The following is a 25,424-nucleotide window of genomic DNA, read 5'->3' on the forward strand; positions in this document are numbered from 1 at the left end:
AGTGTTTTTTATCAATGCGTAACATCTTTAAATTTATTTATGTGAGTTTCCGATATGAAGATAGAATTATATATTGCAGCTCATAAAAATTTTGAACAATCTTTTGATGATACCTTTATCCCCATACACGTAGGAAGCAAGAGTTCCAGCAATGATTTTTGTCCTATAAAAGATTGTACGGGCGAAAATATATCTGAAAAAAATGATACTTTTTGTGAATTAACCGCTCTGTATTGGATGTGGAAAAATACACAAAATCAGGATTTTATCGGACTACTTCACTACAGACGCCACTTAAACTTCTCTTTTTCAAGAAAGAGAAGTAATGAATGGGGCGTTATTGAATACCCAGTTATTGATGAACGATACATCTTAGAAAATTCTCTCGATCATCATGGTGTGTTAACTTGTATAGACGACAATGATATTATACTTCCAGAAAAATGGGATGTTCGTAACGCTGGCTCAACTTCTATGTTAGATCATTACCAACGTGGTAAATATCAACACTTAGATGACTACTTAGAAGCCCTGAATATCTTAAAAGAAAAATATCCAGCGTATCATCCGTTCTCCTTAAAAGTAAACAATTCGACAGAAGGCTATTTCACAAATATATTTATTGTTAACCGCAATTTCTTTAATCAATATTGCTCTTGGCTTTTTGATATACTCTTCGAATTAGAGAAACGAATTGATATATCTGAGTATTCTGTGCAAGAAAAAAGAGTGTTTGGATACATTTCTGAATGGCTTTTAAATATTTTTATAGAAAAATACAAGCATGATAATAAAAATATAAAAATAAAAGAAATACAGAGGACTTTTGTAAAAAACCCGTCTCCAATATGCTATCCAAAACCAAGTTTCAAAAAAAATAATACTCCGATTGTAATTTCTTTTAACAATAATTATGCTCCATACGCAGGCATTTTAATTAAATCCATAATAGACAATTCTGATATAAATAAAAATTATGATATATTTATATATGATGGTGGCATATCCAATTTAAACAAGCAATACATCAGAGATCTCCCCCAGAATAATACCAATGTGAATATAACTTTTTTAGACGTAGACCCAATATTCTCAAAATATAATCTTTATAGTTACTCGCATTTTTCTGTAGATACATACTACAGACTGTATATACCAGAGGTATTTTCCAACTTTGATCGTGTCATTTATATAGATAGCGATACGTTGGTCAGAAAAGATATAGCAGATATTTTAGATATCGATCTAAACGGAAATAGTATTGCAGCAGTTCGAGACTGTGCAATGCAGGGTTTCATTAAAAATAAAATTCGATCCAGCCAAGAAACTCATTCTTTGGAAGCTGATGTTTATCTAAAAATATATTTAGGAATACAAAATAATAATGATTATTTTCAGGCTGGAGTTTTAATATTTGATATTAAAAAATCCCTTGAAAAAATGAAAGAAATTCGTTCAATTCTGACTTCTGAAAAAAAATATTGGTTTCTGGACCAAGATATATTAAATAAGGTCTATAACGGTGATGTACTATACTTAGACCCCAAATGGAATGTGTACCATGGGAATGGAGACACAGAAACTTTTTTCAGGGATTTACCTGAGGATATTGCAAATGTTTATTTTGCATCTAGAAAAAATCCTTTCGTCATCCATTTTGCTGGCCCCAAAAAACCATGGAACTTCCACAAAATAGATTTTGCATCATATTTTTGGAGTGTGGCTCGAGAAACGCCTTGGTACGAAGAACTTCTGCTTAACCTTATGTCAAAGCAAAACCATGGGAATATCATTAACAATAAACTCATGGAGGAAATCGCAAATAGAAATATTATAGGGATAAGAGATGTAATGAGAGCATTAGCAACACCATTTGCCCCCCTTGGAAGTGTACGGCGTAGTATCCTAAGAAAAATCTTTAATATTTTGCGGAAACCGTTTGTGTAAAATGAAAGCATTCTCAACCCCACATTTCTAATTTATGGATTATCTAGTTCAGAACATGATGAGCGTAAATTTAACACAAAAACCCACAATACGCTTTCAAGCCTTGGACGGCCTCCGAGGGGTTTTAGCATTAACTGTTATGCTGAGCCATATGATTGGTGTTGTCACAGGCTGGGATGCGCTTCGTCCCTTAATTGGAGCATATATCAGCGTTATTTATTTTTTTATTATGTCGGGTTTTGTGCTTACTTACGCTCACAACAAAAATTATAGTTTTACATATTTCTTTCTTTTACGACTAGCTCGCTTATGGCCGCTTCATTGCTTTACCACCCTCTCAATGGTGTTAATTTATATATATAATAGTAAACATCTAGGTTATGTGCCGGGAAGCTATGTTTTTGATTGGAAAATTATTCTAAAAAATTTGCTTTTCCTACACGGGGTAACACCTCTCCAATTTCCACTTATTAATGATCCCTCATGGAGTATCAGTATTGAATTTTGGGGATCTCTCTTAATTCCCATAATACTGATAAAAATAAAGCCACTTAAACGGCTATTGATTACCTTCGCATTTATTATTGCTCTATGCGTACAATCCTCTTCTGGGTTTTCTGATATGACATTATGTAATATGTCCCAATTTTTTCTTGCCTCTTCAGCAATAATGCTTGGATCATCGATTTATTCTCTAATAACCCCAGAAATAATAAAAAATATTCGCAATACAAAATATTATGAATTTTTCCTTTTTATTTGTTTACTATCTTGTTTGGTTGGAATTTATGGTCAAAGTCACAATAAATTTGATTATTTATACATTATACCATTCATTCCTCTTATGCTCATTGATTTTCAACCAGATACATCTCTGATAAAAAAGATTTTTCTTTCTGAACCAATTCAGTTTTTTGGATTTATTAGTTTCCCATTATACCTTATTCATTCATCAGCTATTATTATAGGCTTGCAATACAGAACAGATAATCCTGCATTATCCATTATCATGGCTGCATGTCTGAGCATAACCATCTCATATTTATATACTGTTTATATAGATTCACCACTTTATAGGTATATGAAACGAAAAATACGAAATATATACAGCCGAGATTAATTCTTATCACGTAAGCAAACAGGAGCTTCGGAAACTATCCTTACGGTATTGGCCGAAGCATCGTGCGCAAACGGATCGGGCAAACTGAACAGCGCCTTCTATACAGATTAGAACAAATTTGATATTCTAGCCTAAATTCTAAACCCATTGTTTTCTGAAAAACCTGAGACAATCTGAGGCTGAGTGAAGCATACTGTGCGTTGCATAGAGACCTCCCTATGATGACATCTCCGGCCACCAACTTAGGGCCTGTGCATATTTATGTCTGCCATCATGCTGCAGGCTTTACGTTTGAAGACGATGTCTTTCGCCCTATTCAGGCTGGGAGAGCTCTAGCCCGCACAGCACTCCCCATGTTGGGAGATGATACGGGCGAAAATATTTCAGAAAAAAATGGAGAATATTGTGAGCTAACCACTCTCTACTGGGCATGGAAGAATGACCATCATGCCTCGTGGATTGGTTTTATGCACTACAGAAGGTTCTTGGATTTTGCTTGTACAGGATTAAAGACTGACCAGTTCGGTTGCATTACCTTGCCAGACATGACGTTACAGTCTGTCAAACAAATGGGATTGAACGCGGCCACAGTCCGCAAAACGATTGAAAATACCCCTGAGGCCTGTGCCATTCTCCCCCAAAAATGGTCGGTAAAACATGTTGGATGCACGTCACTCTACCAGCATTATGTTGAATCCGATTATCACTTTGCACATGACCTTGCCTTAACGCGCTCTGTTATTGCCGACCTATGCCCAGATGACCTGCCCGCGTTTGATACTGTCATGGCAGCCGATGATGGTTACTTCACTAACGTATTCGTTTTTAGGCGAGATCTGTTTGACACCTATTGTGCATGGCTGTTTGCAATTCTCTCAGAGGTGGAGCGCCGAGCAGACCTGACCAATTACTCCGCGCAGGCCCGCCGGGTTTACGGCTATCTAGGCGAGCGGCTTTTCAATGTCTTCATGGCCTCCTCGCATGTGCCCAAAGACGGTGTGATTGAACGTACACGCTGTTTTTTTGAAAACACAAAAACTGGGAAGGAAACCACCATTCCCCCAAGCCCCCCAGCCCCAACAGCAGGCACCGTCACCCTTGTAACTGCCGCAGATGAAAATTTTGTTCCGCATCTGGCCGCATTGCTTGAATCCATCAAGGCGTCTTTCAACCCGGACCGTTTTCTGGAGTTGATTGTGCTGGATGGTGGCATTCCGCCCCTCAAGCATAACCTTCTGAAGCAGCAGTTCCATATTGGCTTCCCTGCCAGCAAAGGCCGTCTAACCTTTCTGGACTGCCAGCATATGTACAGCGGCATTAACACGCATATGCATTTTTCTCCTGCAACATTCTACCGCCTTTCACTTGGAGAACTGCTTCCGAACCATTCGCGTGCGCTTTATATTGATTGCGACACCATTGTCCTGACCGATTTGTGCCGCCTGTGGGACGTGCCGCTGGATGGTGCGGTCATAGCAGCAGTTCCAGACCTGATTATGAAGAGTTTTGTAAGTGCAGGTATCCGCTCTCTACCAGAAACTGGCGCACTTCCTGCCAGCCGCTATCTGAGCGAATATCTGGGACTAGACAACAATGGGGATGCCTATTTTCAGGCTGGCGTTATCCTGTTTGATCTTAACGCCTTCCGAAGCGCCAATATTTCCGATGCTGCCATCAAAGACTTAAGCAGCCGATGCTACTGGTTCCTGGATCAGGATATTCTAAATAAATATCTGATCGGAAAAACCAAAATGCTCGATACATCCTGGAATTGTGTGAATAGCATTCGTGATATTTTTCCGCGTTTGAATGCTAACTGGCGCGCCAAGGTTCTAGAAGATATCAAGAACCCAAAAATTGTTCATTATGCCGGGTATGAAGCCAAACCATGGAACAATCGCAACGCGCATCTGAGCTTTTTCTACTGGTTTTTTCTGCGTAAAACATTCTGGTATGAGGCCATTCTCCATGGCAACACAGTCCCAGGGGATGAGCCAGCTCCCTTCAAGTACAGCTTATTGCGCCGAGGTCTAGCGCGGGGCTGGCACTTGTTGCCCTCTCCTCTGCGTGGACCTTTATCCGGGGTAGCATCACGCATCAAAAAAGCTTTGTGAGACCCAACATGCCCCTGCCACAGGCCCCTGCAACCGAACAAAATTTACGCAAGGTGACTGCTGTAATTGTCACCTGCAATCGGTTAGCCATGTTAAAAGTGGTGATACAGCATACACTTTCTCAGAATTTTACAGCTGTAATCGTCGTCAATAATGCCAGTCAGGATGGCACACAAGACTGGCTAGAAGCTCAGACAGATCCACGCCTACATTCCCTGCATGAGACCGTAAACAGCGGTGGGGCGGGCGGGTTTGCACGCGGTATGGACTATGCCGCCCGCCAGACCGACTGTGAATGGATAGTCTGTTTTGACGACGATGCTTGGCCACAGCCTGAAGCGCTCCATAATTTTCAATCTTTACCCTTATCATCGACCATTGGGGGCGTTGCCGCAGCAGTGTATTTTCTCAACGGAACCGTGTGTGACATGAACCGTCCTGGTTTGAACCCATTTACTCGCGTTCAGAGCCTTATCCGTTTTCTGAAAAACAAAAAACGCACGTTTGCCATAGACTTATCTGCTTATGAGCAAAATACATCAGTTGCAGTCGATTACGCGTCTTTTGTCGGTTTTTTCGTTCGATCTGAGCTGGTGCGTGGCCCCTTGGGTCTGCCCCAGACTGAATTGTTCATTTACGCTGACGATACACTCTACACTTGGAAATTACGGTGTTTAGGGCGGAAAATCCTGTTTGCTCCCAATATCCGTTTTTATCATGATTGCAGCACCACCATCAGCTTTGAGAAAAACCGATGGAAAATATACTACATTGTTAGAAACAGAATTCTTTTTTATAAAAAAATTGCAGGCTGGCTCTTTCCATTTTTTGCACTCTTACTTCTATTCAGTATTCTGAAATTATACTGGAAGAACAGAGCAATCCCCCATGTTCAAGCCCTGATACTGACCGCAATACGGGACGGATTTTGTCAGGATACCACACGCAAACATAGAGAGATTATGACACTTGCAGGAGTGTCCTGAGCAAACGGGAGTGGTTCATGCCATCCTTTATGCTCAGACGATAAAGGGTGGCATGAAACGCAAGTTTTTTTACAACAAAGCCATTATGCAAGTGGGTCAATACAGAATGTTGGTGCTGAAGTACCAAGCCCCTGTGCAGTCAAAAACTGCTCGGCTGCATCCAGTGCTTCAGCAATTGTAATATGCATATCCAAATACCGGTACGTACCAAGGCGGCCGACAAAGGTTACGCCCCGCTCGGCCTTGGCGCGTTCAATATACTGTTGCAGGCGGGCTTTATCATGCACCAGACGAATGGGGTAATACGGTGTATCGTTCTCGCCACACAGACGGCTATGTTCACGAAATAGAATGGTTTCTTCGTGCTCTTCCCAAGGTGTAAAATGCTTGTGCTCGGCAACACGCGTCCAGGGCACATCTTCATCACAATAATTAATAACCGGGTTTCCCTGATAATCGCCCGTAGCGCGTACGCTTTCAAAATCTAGCGTCCGATAGCTCAGACGACCTTCAGTATGATTGAACCATGCGTCAATGGGGCCGCTGTAAAAAACATGCGCGTAATCCCGTGCCTGCTCGCGAACAAAACTCGTAGAAAGATGCACATGAATATTGGTGTGATCCAAAATACGTTCGACAATGTAGGTATAGCCGTTTTCTGGAATACCCTGATACTTGCTGCCATAGTAGTTGTCATTATAGTCAAAACGTACGGGCAAACGCTTAAGAATACTGGCCGGCAGTTCAGATGGCTCTAAACCCCATTGTTTACGTGTATAGCCGCGGAAAAAAGTTTCGTATATTTTCCGCCCGACAAAACGTAGGGCCTGATCTTCAAACGTGCGAGGCTCGGTAATGCTCTGATCGCCTTGCTCTGCAATAAACGCGCGCGCTTCTGCTGGCGAAAACTGTTTGTTAAAAAGCTGGTTGATCGTCATCAAGTTGATTGGAAGGGAAAACACCTCCCCTCGCGCATGCGCCTTAACCCGGTTGATAAACGGCATAAAGCGATCAAACCGCTGCACATACTCCCACACACGTTCATTACTGGTGTGAAAGATATGGGGGCCATAAACATGGAGCATGATCCCACTCTGAGCATCACGTGCTGTGTGGCAGTTGCCCGCAACATGTGCGCGGCTGTCGAACACATCCACGGAGTACCCACGCTCGGCCAGTTCCCGCGCGATAACGCTACCGGAAAAACCCGCGCCAACAATCGCTATTTTTTGCATCACGTCTGACTCTTTATTGCATCACAGAGGGAACAGAAACATACGCTCAGGAACGTTCTTTTAGTAAGTTCTGAAAGTCCTGATGGGGTAAATAGGCTTCAAAAACTTCCATGGGCGGACCATCAGCAACAATTTTGCCGCCATCAAGCCAAATCAACCGATTGGTCCACTGCGCCAGAATAGAGGGGGAATGGCTTGCAAGGACAAGAATATCAGCATGCTGGACCATTCCTTCCACACGCTTTTTGGCTTTGGCCAAAAAAGCAGCATCCCCAGCCAAGATCCATTCATCCATCAGCAGTATCTCGGGCGGAAAAGCCGTAGCCATACCAAAAGCCAGACGCACTATCATACCGGATGAGTAATTCCGAACAGGGATGTCCAAAAATTCCTTCAACTCGGTAAAATCAACCACGTCAGTTTTAAAGGCATGGCTTTCTGCTTTGGACAGGCCCAAATAATAGCTTCTCAGGCGTATGTTTTCATACCCTGTCAGCTCCAAATTCATGCCCTGCTGGGGGTCAAGGAGGGAAATAAGTTTTCCTTCCATGGATAACGTCCCTGATGTTGGCTGGTAAATGCCAGACAAAGCGCGCAGGAGCGTTGTCTTGCCCGAACCATTGCCTCCAATCAGCCCCAACCTGTCCCCAGATTTGAGTGAAAACGAAACATCTCGGAGAGCCTGCACAACTGGACGGCTTTTTTTGTCGACACCCAAACGGGACGAAACCTGACCCAGCAATGCTTTTTTTAGCGATCGACTTTCAGCATGGTACAAAGGAAAATTAATGGAAATATTGGAAGCTTCTAAATATGTCATTTCAATTAAACCCAAAATGAAATGCGCCCGCGGAATCGGGCAAAGCTAACAAGTGACACAAGAATAAGCACTCCCGAAATAATAAGCGCTTTCATGACTAATAATGCATCAAGCGGTTCATTTAGGAGAGGATTGCGCACAACATCCAGAATATAGACAAATGGGTTATATAAAATAACACTTTCTGTTCCAGGGTGCCCCCGCAGGGTCGCGGCTTGCCACATAACAGGTGTCATGAAAAAAGCGACCTGCATGATAGCAGCAACAATTTGAGGAATATCCCGGAAACGGGCACAAATCGTACCCAGCAGAAGTGATATGGCAACCCCATCAATCAACCAGAGTAGAAAACCGGGGATAGCTGCCAGATTATAAAAACTAAGGTGTACATCCATCAACACAAACACAAGCACAATAACAACGGCATTATGCAGCAGGATAATCGTGTTCCGTATCACGCTTCTCACTGCATGCACCAAAAAGGGCATACGTGTGCCTTTTATGAGCGTGTCGTACGCAGAAAAGCAGTGACAACCATCCGTAATAAGCGAACTAATATAGCCCCATAAAACCAGAGAAACTGTCAGAAACGGGATATAGGTGTGAATATCTGTCTGGAACAGGTCCGCGTAGAGGAAAGCCATGGCTCCAATCTGGATGGCTGTTGAGAGAGTCAACCAGAATGGCCCGATCAGCGATCCTCTGTAACGCAACTTGATATCTGAACAAGCGAGCGTCCAAACTAAATGATAAAGCCTGATGCCCTCCAGAAGGTCATCTTTCATTAAATGGAACCGCTGCAGCCAGCCCTTATCCTCCGCCAGAACATATTGGCGTTTTGTAGAAAATCTGCGGTGTGCTTCGGGCTGTGCACGTTCGCTCATGACAATAAAAGCCTCCGGAATACAACACCATTCTTCATTCGCTTCACCTTACCTAACAGAATGCGATCCAGATGCAAGTGAGCTCTAAATTCCAACAAAAGCGACATAACTGCACGACTAAATATTAAATCATTACCGAATATTTAGGCCTAGCCCTACGTAAACTGCACGCGGTTTTTACAAAAAATATACAATAACCTCAAATACTTGAGAAATTTCAACATACCGATCCATGCGATCCACAGATGACAAAGCAGATGATATGCCTTAAGCAACGCGGTCATTATTTAAATTGTGAGAAACATACAATGCGTTATCTGGTTGCTGGCGGGGCAGGATTTGTGGGAAGCCACGTTGTGTTGGCCCTGCTTGATGCAGGTCATACCGTCGTAGTTCTCGACAATTTCAGCACTGGCCATCGTGATGCCATACCGGCAGGCGTACAGAGCCATGATGTTGATCTTATTGATTATGAGGCAACAGCACAGATTGTGGCCCAAGGCCCGTGGGATGGCGTGTTCCACTTTGCCGCCCTCTCACTCGTCGGGGCCAGTATGCAGGACCCTTTCCACTACCTGCGACAAAATTATCTGACCAGCATGAATCTCATACAGGCTTGCACGGCACATGGTGTGAAGAAAATTGTTTTCTCTTCCACTGCCGCACTCTTTGGTGGACCAGAGCGCCCAGACCCTATTGCCGAAACTGCCTTGATTCAACCAGGCTCCCCTTATGGTGAGAGCAAATTCATGATTGAGCGGGTCTTGCACTGGGCAGACCAGATATATGGTTTAAAAAGTGCGTGCCTGCGCTATTTTAACGCTGCTGGAGCCGACCCAAAGGGACGTGCAGGTGAAGACCACAGACCTGAAACCCACCTGATTCCACTGACTATAGATGCCGTTCTGGGCAGAAGACCCGCCCTTAAACTTTTTGGGTTGGATTATCCTACAAAAGACGGCTCATGTGTGCGTGATTATATTCATGTCACCGATCTGGCAGACGCCCACATTCGCGTTCTGGATCACATTCATGACCATAGCGTTGTTTACAACCTCGGTAACGGGCGGGGTTACTCCAACTTGGAAGTTATCCAAAGTGTAGAACGAGTAAGTGGCAAAAAAGTACCATGGGAACCCGCCCCCCGACGACTGGGTGACCCGGCTGTTCTGGTGGCAGATTCTACGACCTTACGCCAGAAAACAGGCTGGTCTCCATGCTGGGGAGAATTAGACAAAATTGTTGAGACTGCTTTTGTCTGGCGTCAGAATAACCCTGGTGGCTACAAGGCCTGAACTGTATTTCCTACGGCTTGAAGGAATGGGAAAACCATTGATTTTTGCCGTATCCGAGCAATTTTTTGCTCTATGAACAATGACCGGCGGCCCTGCTCAAACAGCCTCCCTTGAGCAGGACCGCAGATCAATCTGGTGCATGGCCTGTTGACCGATAGTTCTGGGAGATGACTTTCGCATCATGTTTTGAGCCGTGCGGAAGTGTTGTGGCCCCAAAATACTGCGCGACTGTATTCCTACAGCTCTGACAAATCACCCCGCTTGTGGCTTCTAGCCGCATATCAATGCTCTGCCCGCAGACAGTATGCCGCTTTGGAGCCACCACGCAATCTTCCAGCCCATTGCCGAGAAAACGCACAAACTATTAGCGCTCGTTGATCAGACACTCCTTCCGTTTACCAGATGAAGTATTCAGCGCCCGAAAACCCAAATCTTGAAAATTATTTCCAAATCGGACGACAGACAGGTTCCTTGACACCCGATAAAGTAAGCCGAAGCCCCAGATCAGCCAAGCCCCTTTGAAAATCCACCACGTGGAAAAAACTTCGGGGCACAATCACCAAGACCACGCAGCCTGACAAGCCACGCGTCCACATCTAAAAACACGGCCGCCCCAACTACCATAGAAAAGATAGAAGCACAGACAAAACAGAGAGTTTTTCAAACTCTCCACGTTTGAATTTATTTTCTTTGTTTGATCAAAGACCTATTATATTGTAAAGTTAATAAATTTTTTAAAAGTGAGCCTATGTAATGCATAAAACTGTCCTACAGAACTTTGTTTGGAGTATAGATACACCACATGTTGCAGAACGAGATGTTTTTTTTCGGAGCGGCAAAGACGTCATAATTGATGACGGCAATATAAAGTTTGATAGCTTTTCAAATATCTCATTTAATACATATTACAATATTTTTCCATCAAAAAAAATACACAAATATACAAATATACAAAATTTATCCCTATATGCGAGTGTAGATGGGGAAGTGAAAATTGAAGTATTCGGAATAAAAAAACAATTAAGCTATTCTTACGAAAAAAATATTTTAACCGAAAAACTTTCGGGAGACGTGAATTTAAATATTGAGTCATGGGAGGAATATGACGCCATTTATTGCAGAATTTCCTCTTATGATAAAATAGTTACTGTAAAGGAAATTCATTTTTATACGTCCGACCTACCTAGTCAGGATATTTCTCTAGGGTGCTGCTTCTGCACTTACAACAGAGAAAGTTATATAACTAAAAATGTAGAAAAAATTTCTGACGGCATCAAAGAAACACATATAAATTGTAAAATTTTTATATCAAATAATGGCAATCCAATAGATATCAATGACAATGAAATTGTTAGAATAGAGAAAAATGAAAATTTTGGTGGCGCTGGAGGATTTACCAGGTCTGCCCTTATGGCCGAAGACGAAAAATGTTCGCATATTATATTTATGGATGATGATATTGAGATAAATTTTGAATCAGTATTCAGAACATTTAATTTTTATAGCTATGTTAAAGATGAATACAAAAGCCTTTTCCTATCTGGCTCCATGTTATCCTTGGATGAAAAATGGCTCCAATACGAACGAAATACCTTAATCGACAATAACGGAATGCATCATCAAGGTCATTTCCAAGACCTGCGCACTTATCATGACGTCATTGATAACGCGACTTGCGCACCGATTGAGGGCGTAGCCGGATGGTGGTTTTGCGCTTTTTCAACACAGCATTTCCGTGATTATGGCTTGCCGTTACCCATTTTCATCCGTGGAGATGATATTGAGTTTTCGCGTCGCTGTAATGCAAAAATTATTTCTTTGCCTGGAATTTGTGTATGGCATGAACCGTTCCATAAAAAATATTCTGAAATTATGGAAGAATATTATCTTCTGCGGAATATACTTATTTTCACATTCTCAACACCGCAGAATTTAACTCAATTTGGGCTGAAATTTTTCATTAGAAAAGTTCTAAGGAATATAGCAACTTGGAACTATACTGGCCTCGCCATGAACAAAATGGCCATTATTGATTTTTTGACAGAAGCTTATAAAGATAATCCCGTTAATATTCAAAAAAGATTGTCTTTGCTTAACAATGAATTAAAATCAACTTCTCCTAAGCGAGATGGTTTTGTCTATCCGGACAATAAATTTACACATAAAAGACTGCGGAAGAAGATCCCCTTACTTTTCTTGGGTTTGCTCAGTCCTTCCAAACAGCAGGGAGTATCCTCCAGAGGATTTAACCGGAAAATAAGTGACTTTATTATGAGAAAAGAAGTCATAGTATATGATTATGAAAAACAAGAAGGTGAAAGTGTAACTATCGTTAAATCAAAGCTGGCTGACTACGCTATGTTTTTCGTAAAAAGCTATTTTAAAATCAAAATGAATTCAAGAAAATATAGAAAAGATACAATTATATTCAGGTCTGAAACATCAACAAAAAAATACTGGAAAAAACTCTTAAATCGTAATTGAACTTAAGTCCGACAATACGTTTCTGAAAATAATTCTGGCCGCAACAATTGTGGCGGCCAGAATTTTCCAAAACTGATCTTGGTGTGACTGTAATACAGATCAACGCCACTCAGATTGATATGCTCCCGTTCAGGCGCAAACTCACCAAAAATACCGCTCTGCTCTCTTACGGCCGGTAACGGAACAGGTTCAGGTCCTCATACGCAATGTCGGGCTTGCGGTTGGACATGATGTCTGCCAGCACACGGGCAGACCCGCACGCCATGGTCCAGCCCAAGGTGCCGTGCCCGGTATTAGTGTACAAATTATCCAGCCCGGTGCGGCCAATAATGGGTGTGCCATCGGGGGTCATGGGGCGCAGGCCCGTCCAGAACTGTGCCGCAGGCACGTTGCAGCAATTGGGGAACAGATCGGTGACCGAATGTTCCAACGTAGCGCGCCGGGGCGCGCGCAGGCGGGTGCTAAAGCCCGCCAGTTCCGCCGTGCCGCCAATACGCACCCGATCACCCAACCGAGTAATGCCAATTTTAAAGGTCTCATCCATAATGGTGGAAACCGGGGCGCGGGCCGCATCGGTAATATCTGCCGTAAGCGAGTACCCCTTGACCGGGTAGATCGGCAGGTTCAGCCCCAGAGGCCGCACAAGGGCCGGGGAAAAACTGCCCAGCGAGAGCACGTAGCTGTCCGCGCTGAGCACCCCGCGTGATGTTTCCACCCCGCTGACGCGCCCGCCCTCGGTACGGATTTTGCGGATATCGGTGCTGTACAAAAAGGTGACACCCGCAGCAGCAGCCATATCCGCCAGACGCTGGGAGAACTTGAAGGCGTCCCCCGTCTCGTCACCCGGCAGGCGCAGCCCCCCTACAATTTTGTCCGCCGAAGGGGCCAGCCCCGGTTCGGCCTGAACGCACTGGGCCGTATTCAGCACTTCGTATGGCACGTTGTACTGCTTGAGCACGGCAATATCCTGCGCAATGCCGTCCATCTGCTTTTGGGTGCGGAACACCTGCAACGTACCCTGCTGCCGGTCATCATACTGTATGCCGGTCTGGTGACGCAGGTCGCACATCACGTCACGGCTGTATTCGGCCAGCCGCACCATACGGCCCTTGTTACGGTCATAGGCAGGGGTGTTGCAGTTCTCCAGCATCTGCACCAGCCAGCTCCACAGATGCGGGTCGGGCATGGGCCAGAAAACAAAGGGGCGATACTTCATTAACAGCCATTTGGCAGCTTTGAGCGGAATCCCCGGCCCGGCCCATGGGGCGGAATACCCGGGCGAGACCTGCCCCGCATTGGCAAAGCTGGTCTCCAGCCCTGCGCCGGGCTGGCGGTCCACAACCGTGACCTCATGCCCTGCCTGCGCCAGATACCACGCAGTTGTTACACCCACAACGCCACTGCCCAGAACAAGAACCTTCATGATCTCACTCTTTCCCTGCTGCTCTGCCCTCAGGCAGCGTGCTCATAATTGCGATGATAACGATGCCCAAGCGATGTCAGCACCTCGTAGCCGATTGTCCCTTCGGCGCGTGCCACATCGTCTACCCCGTATGTATCGTTCAAAAGTTCCACCATGCCGTCGGCTTCCAGCTGGCCTTCGGGTATGGCGGAAATATCCACGGTCATGGAATCCATGGAAATACGACCCAGTATGGGCAGGGCCTGCCCGCCAAACCATGCAGACCCGTTGGCACGGGCACGGATAAACCCATCCGCATACCCTACGGCTATGGTCGCCACACGGCATGGCCCTTCGGCCCGCCATGTCAGCCCGTAACCCACGCGGTCTCCCCGGCTGAGGGTACGGGTCTGCAACACATGAGCCTTAAGGCTCACGACCGCGCGCAAGGGGTTGGGTGCGCCGGGGTGTGGGGCCACGCCGTACAGGGCAGCCCCGGGGCGCACGAGGTCAAAATGATAATCCGGCCCCAAGAACACACCCGAGGACGCAGCAAGGCTCAGTGGCGCACGCACAGGCAGTACCGCCGCATACTCCACCAGTCGGGCTGCCTGCGCGGCATTGGCAGGGTTTGCTGGCTCATCCGCACAGGCCAGATGGCTCATGACCAGTTCCACCTTCAGCCCATCCAGCAAAGTGGGGTCAGCAGCAATCTGGCGCACATCATCGGCGGAAAGACCAAAGCGGGACATGCCCGTATCCAGCTGCAGCACAACCCCAAGTTGCTGCTGGCGCTGACGTGCAACGGCGCGGACCCAGCCAATCTGCTCCATACTGTTGAGCACAGGACGCAACCCATGCGCCAGACAGGCCTCCACCGCATCGGGCCGGGGGCCGTGCAGCACGGTAATGCCCACCTGTGCCCCCACATGCGGGCGCAGGGCCAGACCTTCATCCACATGCGCGACAAAAAACTGTGTGGCCCCCGCCCCAACCAGCGCAGGAGCAACCTGTGCCGCGCCCAGACCATAGGCATCGGCCTTGACCACAGCGGCACAGACCGCATGGGGCGCGCGGGCCTTTAACAGGCGATAGTTATGCACCACCGCGTCCAGATGCACACTCAGAACCGCTCCGGCACGGTATGCGGGCCAACCTGTATGGATGGAATTGGGAGCCTGGGTCACAGCGAACATCCGTGTCTGTTACGGTAGCAAAATTTTACCGCAGTCTTTATGGCATATCCCGCCATAATGCGGCATAGTTAGAGCGTATTCTTTTTATTTTCGCACAATATTGCGCTAAAAAACAGAAAAAGACAGATCATGCCAGATCGCCTGAACGACGCCATACTCCGCCACCTGCGCCACGATGGCCGCCTGAGCAATGCGGACCTCGCAGCCCGCATCGGGCTTTCGCCATCTGCCTGCCTCAGGCGCGTTAAAATGCTGGAAAAAGAAGGGGTTATACGCGGGTATCAGGCCATTATCGCCCGCCGCAACGCACCACCCGTGGCCACAGTGATTGTGCAGATCACCCTTGAACGCCAGACCGAGGAATGCCTGCGCCGCTTTGAAAGCCGCATCCGCGAATGCCCGGATGTAAAGGAATGTTACCTGATGACGGGAGATGCCGACTACCTGCTCCGGGTAGAAGCGCGCGACATGCAGGATTACGAACGTATCCACAAGGAGGAACTCTCCCGCCTGCCCGGCGTGGTGCGCATTCAAAGCAACTTTGCCATTAGGCCCATTGTGCAGCAGGAAAAAGGAGTGACTGGCAACCTGCACCCTTAAGCACAAAAAAACCTGTCAGGGTCACACCCCAACAGGTTCTTGCACAACGCAGGTTCAACCCAGACCTATTCTGCACCGCCACCCCACGGCAGGCTCCTGTGATCGGAACCACCCCGTGCACGTGGCGGACAGGCTTAGTCTTCTTCCGGCTGGTCCTTGTCCGCACTGCCGAGGTCACGCTGGACTTCGGGCAGGCGCAGGAGCGAATCCACATGCATGGCCGTATCCAGCGCGGTATCGGGCTGGAAGTGCAGCTCGGGCACCGTGCGCACGGTCAGCTTGTGGGCAAGCTGTGTACGCAGCCATGGAGCAACCCGCTTGAGACCGGGCAGAAGAGCTGCAACATCGCTGCGCCCAAGCCGGGTCACAAACACGGTGGCATGTTTGAAGTCGGGTGCAAGCCGCACCTCGGTCACTGTAATGGCGACATCCGACAGGTCGGGGTCGCGGAATGTGGTGCGTGCGAACAGCTCAGCCAGAACGCGCCGCACCTCCTCCCCTACCCGCAACTGCCGCTGCGATGGGCCAGATGAGGAAAGACCGGCGAGATAGTCCGCCGGTCCCCCTGTTTTACTGCCTGATCCGTGGCGACGACTCATGCTGGAATTAACTCGCTTTCAAAGCATTCCACCACATCGCCTTCACGCAGGTCGTTGTAGCCTGCAAAGGACAGACCACATTCGTAACCCTTGGTCACTTCCTTCTGGTCATCCTTGAAGCGCTTGAGCTGGCTCAGATCACCTTCATGGATCACCACGCCATCACGCAGCAGACGCACGCCACAGCCACGCTTGACAACACCATCGGTCACAAAGCAACCGGCGACCTTGCCAACCTTGCTGATTTCGAAAACCTTGCGGATTTCGGCGTAGCCAAGGAACTTTTCGCGATGCTTGGGCGCCATTTTGCCACGTACGAGCAGTTCCACGTCATCCGCCACCTGATAGATGATGGAGTAGTAGTGGATGTCCACACCCTCACGCTGGGCCAGAAGCCGCGCCTGAGTGGTAGCACGCACGTTGAATGCGACAATGACCGCATCCGATGCCTTGGCAAGCTGCACGTCACTTTCCGTGATCTGACCGACCGAGGCATTGAGGACGCGCACGCCCACTTCCTCGTTAGCCAGCTTGAGCACGGTCGTCTGGAGCGCTTCTGCCGAGCCCTGCACGTCCGCCTTGATAAGGACGGAAACTTCCTTCTGCACACCGGCCTGAATACGGGCCAGCATCTGGTCAAGTGTGCCGCGGGCCGCAACCTGCCCAGCAACCTGATGCTCCTTCAGCTTACGCTGGCGGAACTCGGAAATTTCACGCGCACGGTTTTCGTTTTCCACGACTACAAACGGTGCACCAGCAGCAGGAACCCCGGACAGACCCAGAATTTCCACCGGCATGGACGGGCCAGCAACCTCGACCTGACGGCCACGGTCATCAACCAGAGCACGCACACGGCCCCATTCAGCACCTGCAACCACAATGTCACCCTTGCGCAGGGTACCCTTCTGCACCAGCACAGACGCCACGGAACCGCGACCACGGTCCAGACGGCTTTCGATCACGGCACCTTCAGCCGCACGGTCGGGGTTGGCCTGAAGCTCCAGAATTTCTGCCTGAAGCAGAATACCTTCCTCAAGCTTGTCCAGCCCCATGCGCTGGCGTGCGGACACTTCAATGTCCATCACGTCACCACCCATGGATTCGACCACGATCTCGTGCTGCAACAGGTCCTGACGAACACGGTCGGGCTTGGCACCCGGCTTGTCCATCTTGTTGATGGCAATGATCATGGGCACGTTGGCGGCCTTGGCGTGTTTGATCGCCTCGATCGTCTGCGGCATCACGCCATCATCTGCTGCAACTACCAGTACGACCACGTCCGTAATGGACGCACCACGGGCACGCATGGCCGTAAAGGCCTCATGTCCGGGGGTGTCGAGGAAGGTGATCTTCGCACCCGATTCCAGCGTGACCTGATACGCACCAATGTGCTGCGTAATGCCACCGGCTTCACCCGCTGCCACGTCCGTGGTGCGCAGTGCGTCCAGAAGCGAGGTCTTGCCGTGGTCAACGTGACCCATGATCGTGACCACAGGCGGACGGGGCTGCATGTCTTCGGTCGTGTCTTCCACGCCCTCGATCCCCAACTCCACATCCGCTTCGGAAACGCGGCGTACGCGGTGGCCGAATTCTTCCACCACCAGTTCCGCCGTATCGGCATCAATGCTCTGGGTCACGGTTGCCATGACACCCATTTTCATGAGCGCCTTGATCACCTCACCCTGACGGGCTGCCATACGGTTGGCCAGTTCCTGCACCGTAATTGTTTCGGGCAGGATGACGTCACGCACGACCTTGACCTGATCGGAGCGCAGGCGCTCCAGTTCGGCCTGACGGCGCTCACGCTCACGCTGACGGCGTACGGATGCGAGCGAGCGGGTCTTGTCGTCATCCCCCTCGATCGCGGCCTGCACGTCAATACGACCTGCGCGGCGGCCACCACCGGTATCACCCTTACGACCGCTGCTGTTCTTGCGCGGCGGCACGGCCTTGTTACGGGCGGGACCACGGCGCTGCTCTTCCTCGCCTTCCGTGCCACGACCACTGCGCAGACGCAGGGTCTGGGCGGCGCTGACATCCTTGTCCGCTGCGGGAGCAGCCGCAGGCGCACGGGCCGGAGCCACAGGCTTGAGCGGCTTGGCAGGCATGATGGCGCGCTCGGCCAGCGGGCGCAGACGCCCGGCCGGAGGAGCCAGCGTGACTTCACCGGGAATGGGCACGGCAGAGACAACAGGTGCCTTGACCTCGATCGGCTTGATCGCGTCAATCCGGGCCTTGCGCTCGGCATCGGCAGCGGCAGCTTCTTCAGCCTCGCGCTCTTCAGCCAGACGCTTGTCCTCTTCTTCCTTCCGGCGCGCTTCTTCAGCGGCGGAAAGAATGCGGATCTTCTCGGCTTCGCGCCGCTCGGCGTCACGCCGTTCCGCGTCTTCGGCCTCTTTCTTCTGTTCCTGAAGCACGCGCTGGCGCATAGCCAGTTCGGCTGCCGTCAGGGTACGGCCGCCACCTGCGCGGGACCCGCCGGAGCGCCCACCGGCGCCAGCCGGGGAAGGACCACGTTTTTTACGCACTTCCACCTGCACGACCTTTGAACGGCCATGACTGAAACTTTGCCGCACGGACCCGGCATCAACCGTCCGTCCAACCTCCGGACGCCCTGCCGGCCGAAGGGACAAACGCCCCTTACCCTGATCCTGATCCTTGCCTTCGCTCATTGACCCGCCTGTTCACACCCATCCGCCGGAAAGGTCCGGCAGACCCGGGGATCGCCAACGGCCACCCCCGCAAAACGTCTGTTTTCACAACAAAGACGCGTAGCCAGCCCGCCGGCCGCCAGCGCCACATTCACAACACGTTCACGCCCGAAAACCTTAGCCAGTTCCTCGGCCGACAACGCATCAACGACAGGAATGTCCCGACTGCCCGATATCAGGCGGTCCAGTTCTTCCCTGCTTCCATCCGATGCGTGAACGATAACAGCAGCACGACGCTGCATAACCCATTCGCGCACCTTGACGAAGCCACTAATGGCCTGACCGGCGCGCCGTGCCAGCCCAACCACTTCTATCATCCGCCGGTGCAGACCCACTTCCACCTGAGAGAGAAGATCTTCCGGCACTTTGACCTGCATCCGCGCGGAGCGTGCGAACACGCCGCGTTTGCTGGCCTGTTCTATCACATCCCGGCGGGCACTCAACCATATTCCCCGTCCCGGCAGCCGCGCGTCCAGGTCAGGGACAACTATGGATGAGGGTGAGATAACAAACCGCACCATCTGAGCCGGAATGCCTTCCTCCCGCGTGACCGCGCACCGGCGGAGGCTGCCCTTCTCTTCTGCTGCTGGCAAGAAATCACCACCCACCCTGTATCAAGGCCTCAGACGCCTGCCCCGCCTTCTGGCGTGGAGGAAGGGGTTGCACCCTCTTCACCCTCAAACCAGTGCGCACGCGCTGCCATGATGATCTCGTTGGCGGCGTCTTCTTCTATGGCATCCGACCCCAGAATTTCGACCAGCTCATCGCCAGCCAGGTCACCGAGGTCGTCAAGGGTTTTTACACCCTTTTCACCCAGTGTCACAAGCATCTGGTTGGTGAACACACCCATATTTGCAATATCGTCAGTAACACCAAGCTCCTGACGGCGCTCATCCAGCTTTTCTTCCTGCCGCACAAGGTGGCCTTCAGCACGCTGGACAAGTTCCTGCACCACCGAGTCGTCAAACCCGTCGATCCCGGCCAGTTCATCGGGGTCGGCAAAGGCCAGTTCCTCGATGCTGTGGTACCCTTCGGTCACCAGCAGGCCTGCGATCACGTCATCCACGTCCAGCGCTTCCACGAACTGGCCGCTACGACGGCGGAACTCTTCCTGACGGCGTTCGGATTCTTCCGCTTCGGTCAGAATATCAATGTCCCAGCGGGTCAGCTGGCTGGCCAGACGGACATTCTGCCCGCGCCGACCAATGGCGAGGGAGAGCTGGTCATCCGGCACCACAACTTCAACACGCCCGGCTTCCTCATCCATCACCACCTTGCTGACTTCAGCCGGGGCCAGCGCGTTGACCACAAAGGTCGCGGCCTGCGGGCTCCAGGGGATAATGTCGATTTTTTCGCCCTGCAGTTCGGCCACAACGGCCTGCACGCGTGAACCGCGCATACCTACGCAGGCCCCAACGGGGTCGATGGACGCATCGCGCGAGATCACGGCCATTTTGGCGCGCGAACCGGGGTCACGCGCTACGGCCTTGATTTCAATAATCCCGTCGTAGATTTCGGGCACTTCCTGCGCAAACAGCTTGGCCAGAAAGGCCGGATGTGTGCGGGAGAGGAAAATCTGTGGGCCGCGCGGCTCGTCACGCACGTCATAGATATAAGCGCGCACGCGGTCGGAGTTGCGGAAGGTTTCACGCGGGATCAGCTCATCGCGGCGCAGCAGCGCCTCGGCGGAGCCGATCTCGACCAGCAGGTTGCCGTATTCGGTCCGCTTGACGGTACCGTTCACGATCTCGCCCACGCGGTCCTTGAACTCGTTGTACTGGCGTTTGCGCTCGTATTCACGCACGCGCTGCACAATAACCTGCTTGGCGGTCTGGGCCGCAATACGCCCGAAGTCGATCGGGGGCAGCGGGTCGATCAGATATTCGCCTGCCTGAATTTCGGGGCGGAACTTGCGGGCAATGGAGAGCGCGATCTGCGCGTCTTCATTTTCCACCACGTCCACAACTTCCGTCCAGCGGGAGAGGCGCACCTCGCCCGAGCGGCGGTCGATTGTGGCGCGAATGTCCTTTTCGTGCCCGTATTTGGCGCGGCCAGCCTTCTGGATGGCCTGCTCCATGGCCTCCAGAACCTCTTCACGGTCAATGCCCTTTTCGCGTGAAACAGCGTCTGCCACCAGCAGCAGTTCAGGACGGGAAACGGAGGTATCCATGCTCTCAGCTCTCCAAAACAGGCAGCTTTATCAATGCACCTTGGAAGCAGGGGGCTCTTTTTTGCCATCCTGCTCCACACCTGCATCCGTTGCAGGCTGTACCATACGGGCGCTGTCTTCAATCAGCGCATCGGTCAGCACCAGTCGCGCCTTGCGGATTTCGGCCAGTGGCAGAGCCACTTCCGTGCCGTCATCCAGACGCATACGGGCCACTGTCCCGTCGGACCCCAGAGAAATACCGGCAAAACGGCGCCGCCCTTCAATGGGAACCAGAACTTCCGCCTTGGCCTGATGCCCCGCAAAGCGGGTCCAGTCCTTGGCACGTGTGAGCGGGCGATCTATTCCGGCGGAGGACACTTCCAGCGTCCATGCCCCCGGAATGGGGTCTTCCACGTCCAGCACAGCGCCTACGGCGTGGCTGATTCGCTCACAATCCTCAACATTGATCAACATTCCGTCCGCCCGGTCAGCCATGATCTGCACCGTAGGCCGCTCGCGCCCCAGCACCGCCACGCGCACGATCTCATACCCCATTTCCTCTACGGCGGGAGCAATCAGTGCAAGCAGGCGGCCCTCAAGGCCGGAATGGGCAGAAATATCTTTGTCCAAAGCAAAAAAGGCGGCCCTTCTAAGGCCACCCCCCGAAACGTCATTCAAATTGAGAAGGATGATGGCTTATCTAATGCACAAAGGCCCAGACCGCAAGGGCAGAAACCACCAGCACCCTGTTTGCGCACGGCTGACCATAAAAAATAAATTACCGCTGGACTAGTTTTGCACATTGCGCGAACCCACAGACATGCTTTTATTGCTTTGGCTGCGACATATCTGCAACGCTCCACCACGCTCTCAAGGAGGCTGACCGTTACCATGCAGAACAAGCCAGACCCGGCATGGCAGCCTCAACCCCAGGCGGCCGAGAAATCCCCCAACATGCGGCTTGGCCTCATTGGCATGGCGGCCTGCGTGCTTATGGCGGGTGCGGGCCTGCATTTTTATGGCGCGGGCAAGACCCAGCCCGGCAACGCCGTGGCTGCCGACTCCGCCATCGGGGCCGACTCCCAGCGCATGGGCCTGCCGCTAAACGTGATTGCCCCGCAAAATGCAGAGCAGGCACTGGCTGGCTCCAGTTTTTCCGCCCAGCAGCAGGCGGATATTCTGGCCGCCGTCAAACGCCGTGACGTGCGGCTGGTGGCCATGCCGGTGTATGACGCAACAGGGGCTGGCGGCATGATAACCCTTGTCTGCGGCCCGTGGCAGCAGAGCGTGGGGCTTACGGCCAAACCCACAACGGTTATCCTGCCCATAAGCATGAGCGGGAATGTGGACATCATCCCCTCGGCGCCCCCCGGCCCGGCGGGCATTGGCAGCGGCGCCATAACCGTTTTTGGCCCACAGACCCTGCCCGTTCTTTATAAACAGGGGGACACCCTGGCACTTACGGTGATTGCGCAATGAAGGGCCTGCTCCCGACACTCAACCGGCTGATGCCGCTGATGATGGTGGTCTTTTTAATACTCGCCAGCATCCAGATCATACTCAGCCTGCACTTGTCCCTGCATTCCGTGGCGCATGTGCTGCAATGGTGCGCCTCCGCATGGCCGGTGCTGGCCGTGAGTGGCCTTGTGCTGAGTGTTGCCGGACTGCTGTTTGAAACTCGGGCCGAACATCTGGCCCGCAAAGGGCTACTACGCCGACGGGGATTCATCATGGACGTTCTTGCCAGACTGACCAATCGCGCCGCACTGGAAGAAATGCTTGCGCGTGAACAGCGCGAAACCACCATAGACGCCGAGGAACTGGCCGCAAACCTGCGTGCCCGCGTGATCGGGCAGGATCAGGTGTGCGAGGATATTGCCGTGCAGCTCCGCCGCCGTCTGGCGCTACAGGTGCGTGGCAAACCGGTTGGCATCTTTTTGCTCGCAGGTCCGCCGGGTACGGGCAAAACCTACCTTGCCAAGCAGATGGCCCGCCAGCTTGAGCGCCCCCTGCTGCATTTTGACATGACGCAGATGAGCAGCCCCCACGCCGCCACCCAGCTTTTTGGCTCGCCCAAGGGGTACGTAGGCTCGGATACCTTTGGCAAGCTGACCGGCGGGCTGAAGGAAAAGCCCGACGCCGTGGTGCTGCTGGACGAAATTGAAAAAGCCCACCCCGATGTGTTCAAAAAATTCCTGACCGCATGGAATGACGGACACATTACCGAGGCCTCCACCGGGCAGCAGATTTCCACCGTGCGGGCCATTTTTGTGCTGACCTCCAACATTGCCACCGAGGCCCTGACCGAAATTGCCGATCGCCTGCACGACGACCCCGACCGCATGCGCGCCGAATCGGTGGAGGCTCTGCGTCAGGCCGGTTTTGCGCCAGAAGTGCTCAACCGTCTGGACCGTATTTTTGTCTTCCGCACCCTGCGTGGGCTCGACATTGCCCGTGTTGGCGCGCTGGAAATTGAAGCCATGATCGAAGGGTACGGCCTGAAGGTGGAAACCAGCGGCATTGACGCCTCCCTCCTGCTTGATGTCATGCGCCGCCAGAGCCGCATGGGCGATGCCGCCTCCGCGCGTGATCTGGTCCGCTCGATTGAGGATATGATAAGCGAATCCCTGATTATTGCCCGCCAGCAGGGGGCCACCATGGTCCGGCTGGTCAAGGAGGACGATGGCACCGTGGTGGCCAAAGTGGCCGACAACCGCGATGACGGGCTGCACGCCCGCCTGACCCCCTGAGCCACCAGCCAGCCCCGCGCCCCACAACCAAGGCTACCGCATGACCGCTTTTACCCGCCTGTGGCACCGTGCCCCGCTCTGGCGCACCGCACTGATAACCGCAGGCGTATGCGGCACATTGTCCGTTCTGTTCCCCGCCCCGTGGCTGAGCACGCGCGTGCCGGGCTATGCCGCCCTGAGCAGCAAGGTCCACCACATGCTCCCCTCCGCTCTGGGTGGGAGTGAAGCCAGCGACGCCCTGCACCCTGATGAAGACCAGCGCACTGTCTCCATCCCCCCCATGGATGCGCAGTTTGAAGGCTCTGTCGCCTTTGCCGGGCGGCAGTTGCCCCTGCCTGCGGGCAAATGGCACCCTATTGTGAATTTTCAGGATGACGTGGCCCACGGCGAGGTGCTGACAACCCTTTATGTCCGCTCCGCGCAAGGCATTGTCACGGGGCTGATTATTGCGCAGGCCACAACCCAGTCCCTGCCGGTGGCCGCCGTGCACATGATTCAGGACGAATGCCACAGCACCTTCAACTTCATGAACGAAGCAGCCCCGCAGAACGGCAGCCGCAGCGAATGCTGGATGACCACCCCCATACGGGTGGTGAACAACCTGTTCCTGACCTCCAACGAGGCTCTACAGGTGCTCCTGAGTGACCAGATGTACATTCCCCCCGCCGTGCAGCGCCTGACCATGATGGGCTTTGACCTGCCCCCCATTCTGGTCGATGCGGGCTGGAATCTGGTGGAAAAAAGCAAGTCCGGCACAGGGGTGGACTTTATGAGCGTGCACACGCTGCTCAGCCCGGCCGAGGCTGGTGCGCGCCGGGTGCCCGGAGCACCCGAGAACTGGTCCCGCGCGGGTATGGCCGATTCGGCTGCGGTATCGGACTTTGTGCAGCGCGCCAATAGCTGGCTGCGCGGCTGGGTACCCACACTCCAGCGCGGGTTTGACAGCAAGCTGACCCCCGGCACCACCCCGGCAGCAGACGCCATAGACCCTGCCTTCCACGGCTAGGGTCTATGGCATGGCGGGGCAAAGGCTCCGCAGCGCAAGAGAGGGCAGGCTGCACACCCCACAAAAAAGGCCGGGCATTGAACCCGGCCTTTTTTGTGGATGCACAGATCGTACGGACCAGCAGCC

The 25,424-nt window shown here is 51.5% G+C and carries 20 protein-coding genes; 10 read left to right on the forward strand and 10 right to left on the reverse strand.

The window, feature by feature from the left end:
- Nucleotides 1-54: 54 nt before the first annotated feature.
- From HK26_RS09160 to HK26_RS09175, 4 genes are all read left to right on the forward strand, one after another.
- Complete coding sequence (locus HK26_RS09160; protein WP_086639490.1) at nt 55-1,947, forward strand: DUF4422 domain-containing protein; 1,893 nt, start codon at nt 55-57, stop codon at nt 1,945-1,947.
- Nucleotides 1,948-1,981: 34 nt separating this feature from the next.
- Complete coding sequence (locus HK26_RS09165; protein WP_086639491.1) at nt 1,982-3,067, forward strand: acyltransferase family protein; 1,086 nt, start codon at nt 1,982-1,984, stop codon at nt 3,065-3,067.
- Nucleotides 3,068-3,285: 218 nt separating this feature from the next.
- Nucleotides 3,286-5,181 carry a DUF4422 domain-containing protein gene (locus HK26_RS09170; protein WP_086639492.1) on the forward strand — a complete coding sequence of 632 codons (1,896 nt, stop codon included), beginning with the start codon at nt 3,286-3,288 and terminating at the stop codon, nt 5,179-5,181.
- An 8-nt stretch (nt 5,182-5,189) separates the two neighbouring features.
- Nucleotides 5,190-6,167: a glycosyltransferase gene (locus tag HK26_RS09175; protein ID WP_086639493.1), complete on the forward strand. Its 978-nt coding sequence runs from the start codon at nt 5,190-5,192 to the stop codon at nt 6,165-6,167.
- Nucleotides 6,168-6,250: 83 nt separating this feature from the next.
- On the opposite strand, the gene glf is transcribed toward HK26_RS09175, so the two are convergent.
- From glf to HK26_RS09190, 3 genes are read right to left on the reverse strand one after another with little or no spacing between them, the layout of a single operon-like run.
- The gene (glf, locus tag HK26_RS09180) at nt 6,251-7,402 is read right to left on the reverse strand and encodes a UDP-galactopyranose mutase (protein ID WP_086639494.1); all 1,152 of its coding nucleotides are present in this window, start codon (nt 7,400-7,402) and stop codon (nt 6,251-6,253) included.
- A 46-nt stretch (nt 7,403-7,448) separates the two neighbouring features.
- Nucleotides 7,449-8,222, reverse strand: a complete 774-nt coding sequence (locus HK26_RS09185) for an ABC transporter ATP-binding protein (RefSeq protein ID WP_086639495.1) — start codon at nt 8,220-8,222, stop codon at nt 7,449-7,451.
- A 5-nt stretch (nt 8,223-8,227) separates the two neighbouring features.
- Nucleotides 8,228-9,106, reverse strand: coding sequence for an ABC transporter permease (locus tag HK26_RS09190; protein WP_086639496.1), 879 nt, complete (start codon nt 9,104-9,106; stop codon nt 8,228-8,230).
- A gap of 308 nt (nt 9,107-9,414) precedes the next feature.
- Here HK26_RS09190 and galE point away from each other — a divergent pair, with 308 nt between their 5' ends.
- Nucleotides 9,415-10,401: a UDP-glucose 4-epimerase GalE gene (galE, locus tag HK26_RS09195; protein WP_086639497.1), complete on the forward strand. Its 987-nt coding sequence runs from the start codon at nt 9,415-9,417 to the stop codon at nt 10,399-10,401.
- 753 nt (nt 10,402-11,154) lie between these two features.
- Nucleotides 11,155-12,885, forward strand: coding sequence for a glycosyltransferase family 2 protein (locus HK26_RS13250; RefSeq protein ID WP_143296328.1), 1,731 nt, complete (start codon nt 11,155-11,157; stop codon nt 12,883-12,885).
- Between the two features lie 166 nt (nt 12,886-13,051).
- Here the strand turns inward: HK26_RS13250 and HK26_RS09205 are convergent, their stop codons facing one another.
- Together HK26_RS09205 and alr are read right to left on the reverse strand one after the other, a co-directional pair.
- Nucleotides 13,052-14,308 (reverse strand): D-amino acid dehydrogenase, encoded by a 1,257-nt coding sequence (locus HK26_RS09205; protein WP_086639499.1) that lies wholly within the window; start codon nt 14,306-14,308, stop codon nt 13,052-13,054.
- A gap of 29 nt (nt 14,309-14,337) precedes the next feature.
- Nucleotides 14,338-15,483, reverse strand: a complete 1,146-nt coding sequence (alr, locus tag HK26_RS09210) for an alanine racemase (protein ID WP_086639500.1) — start codon at nt 15,481-15,483, stop codon at nt 14,338-14,340.
- A 129-nt stretch (nt 15,484-15,612) separates the two neighbouring features.
- Here alr and HK26_RS09215 point away from each other — a divergent pair, with 129 nt between their 5' ends.
- Entirely contained in the window at nt 15,613-16,083 is a 471-nt protein-coding gene (locus HK26_RS09215; RefSeq protein WP_086639501.1) for an Lrp/AsnC family transcriptional regulator, read from the forward strand.
- Between the two features lie 134 nt (nt 16,084-16,217).
- Here HK26_RS09215 and rbfA read toward each other — a convergent pair whose 3' ends face one another.
- From rbfA to rimP, 5 genes are read right to left on the reverse strand one after another with little or no spacing between them, the layout of a single operon-like run.
- Nucleotides 16,218-16,682 carry a 30S ribosome-binding factor RbfA gene (gene rbfA, locus HK26_RS09220; protein WP_025827883.1) on the reverse strand — a complete coding sequence of 155 codons (465 nt, stop codon included), beginning with the start codon at nt 16,680-16,682 and terminating at the stop codon, nt 16,218-16,220.
- The gene (gene infB / locus HK26_RS09225) at nt 16,679-19,354 is read right to left on the reverse strand and encodes a translation initiation factor IF-2 (RefSeq protein ID WP_086639502.1); all 2,676 of its coding nucleotides are present in this window, start codon (nt 19,352-19,354) and stop codon (nt 16,679-16,681) included. The genes rbfA and infB overlap by 4 nt, the downstream gene beginning before the upstream one ends.
- Nucleotides 19,351-20,001, reverse strand: coding sequence for an RNA-binding protein (locus tag HK26_RS09230; protein WP_086639503.1), 651 nt, complete (start codon nt 19,999-20,001; stop codon nt 19,351-19,353). Before HK26_RS09230 ends, infB begins: the two co-directional genes overlap by 4 nt.
- Nucleotides 20,002-20,015: 14 nt before the next feature.
- Nucleotides 20,016-21,563 carry a transcription termination factor NusA gene (nusA, locus tag HK26_RS09235; RefSeq protein WP_025828940.1) on the reverse strand — a complete coding sequence of 516 codons (1,548 nt, stop codon included), beginning with the start codon at nt 21,561-21,563 and terminating at the stop codon, nt 20,016-20,018.
- A 30-nt stretch (nt 21,564-21,593) separates the two neighbouring features.
- Nucleotides 21,594-22,172 carry a ribosome maturation factor RimP gene (rimP, locus tag HK26_RS09240; protein ID WP_086639504.1) on the reverse strand — a complete coding sequence of 193 codons (579 nt, stop codon included), beginning with the start codon at nt 22,170-22,172 and terminating at the stop codon, nt 21,594-21,596.
- 261 nt (nt 22,173-22,433) lie between these two features.
- On the opposite strand from rimP, the gene HK26_RS09245 reads away from it, so the two are divergent.
- Genes HK26_RS09245 through HK26_RS09255 form a run of 3 tightly spaced genes read left to right on the forward strand, consistent with a single transcriptional unit; the run spans nt 22,434 to nt 25,298 of the window.
- A complete protein-coding gene (locus HK26_RS09245; RefSeq protein WP_086639505.1) occupies nt 22,434-23,021 on the forward strand; it encodes a hypothetical protein in 588 nt (195 codons plus the stop codon).
- Nucleotides 23,018-24,292 (forward strand): AAA family ATPase, encoded by a 1,275-nt coding sequence (locus HK26_RS09250; RefSeq protein WP_086639506.1) that lies wholly within the window; start codon nt 23,018-23,020, stop codon nt 24,290-24,292. The genes HK26_RS09245 and HK26_RS09250 overlap by 4 nt, the downstream gene beginning before the upstream one ends.
- Nucleotides 24,293-24,332: 40 nt before the next feature.
- Complete coding sequence (locus HK26_RS09255; protein ID WP_086639507.1) at nt 24,333-25,298, forward strand: hypothetical protein; 966 nt, start codon at nt 24,333-24,335, stop codon at nt 25,296-25,298.
- Nucleotides 25,299-25,424 lie beyond the last annotated feature (126 nt).

Origin of the sequence: Acetobacter okinawensis, from assembly GCF_002153655.1 — a bacterium.
Taxonomy (GTDB): domain Bacteria; phylum Pseudomonadota; class Alphaproteobacteria; order Acetobacterales; family Acetobacteraceae; genus Acetobacter; species Acetobacter okinawensis_A.

Coding starts and splice junctions, on each gene's coding strand:
- HK26_RS09160 (WP_086639490.1), top strand. CDS start 55: ATGAAGATAGAATTATATATTGCAGCTCATAAAAATTTTGAACAATCT.
- HK26_RS09165 (WP_086639491.1), top strand. CDS start 1,982: ATGGATTATCTAGTTCAGAACATGATGAGCGTAAATTTAACACAAAAA.
- HK26_RS09170 (WP_086639492.1), top strand. CDS start 3,286: ATGATGACATCTCCGGCCACCAACTTAGGGCCTGTGCATATTTATGTC.
- HK26_RS09175 (WP_086639493.1), top strand. CDS start 5,190: ATGCCCCTGCCACAGGCCCCTGCAACCGAACAAAATTTACGCAAGGTG.
- glf (WP_086639494.1), bottom strand. CDS start 7,402: ATGCAAAAAATAGCGATTGTTGGCGCGGGTTTTTCCGGTAGCGTTATC.
- HK26_RS09185 (WP_086639495.1), bottom strand. CDS start 8,222: ATGACATATTTAGAAGCTTCCAATATTTCCATTAATTTTCCTTTGTAC.
- HK26_RS09190 (WP_086639496.1), bottom strand. CDS start 9,106: ATGAGCGAACGTGCACAGCCCGAAGCACACCGCAGATTTTCTACAAAA.
- galE (WP_086639497.1), top strand. CDS start 9,415: ATGCGTTATCTGGTTGCTGGCGGGGCAGGATTTGTGGGAAGCCACGTT.
- HK26_RS13250 (WP_143296328.1), top strand. CDS start 11,155: ATGCATAAAACTGTCCTACAGAACTTTGTTTGGAGTATAGATACACCA.
- HK26_RS09205 (WP_086639499.1), bottom strand. CDS start 14,308: ATGAAGGTTCTTGTTCTGGGCAGTGGCGTTGTGGGTGTAACAACTGCG.
- alr (WP_086639500.1), bottom strand. CDS start 15,483: ATGTTCGCTGTGACCCAGGCTCCCAATTCCATCCATACAGGTTGGCCC.
- HK26_RS09215 (WP_086639501.1), top strand. CDS start 15,613: ATGCCAGATCGCCTGAACGACGCCATACTCCGCCACCTGCGCCACGAT.
- rbfA (WP_025827883.1), bottom strand. CDS start 16,682: ATGAGTCGTCGCCACGGATCAGGCAGTAAAACAGGGGGACCGGCGGAC.
- infB (WP_086639502.1), bottom strand. CDS start 19,354: ATGAGCGAAGGCAAGGATCAGGATCAGGGTAAGGGGCGTTTGTCCCTT.
- nusA (WP_025828940.1), bottom strand. CDS start 21,563: ATGGATACCTCCGTTTCCCGTCCTGAACTGCTGCTGGTGGCAGACGCT.
- HK26_RS09245 (WP_086639505.1), top strand. CDS start 22,434: ATGCAGAACAAGCCAGACCCGGCATGGCAGCCTCAACCCCAGGCGGCC.
- HK26_RS09250 (WP_086639506.1), top strand. CDS start 23,018: ATGAAGGGCCTGCTCCCGACACTCAACCGGCTGATGCCGCTGATGATG.
- HK26_RS09255 (WP_086639507.1), top strand. CDS start 24,333: ATGACCGCTTTTACCCGCCTGTGGCACCGTGCCCCGCTCTGGCGCACC.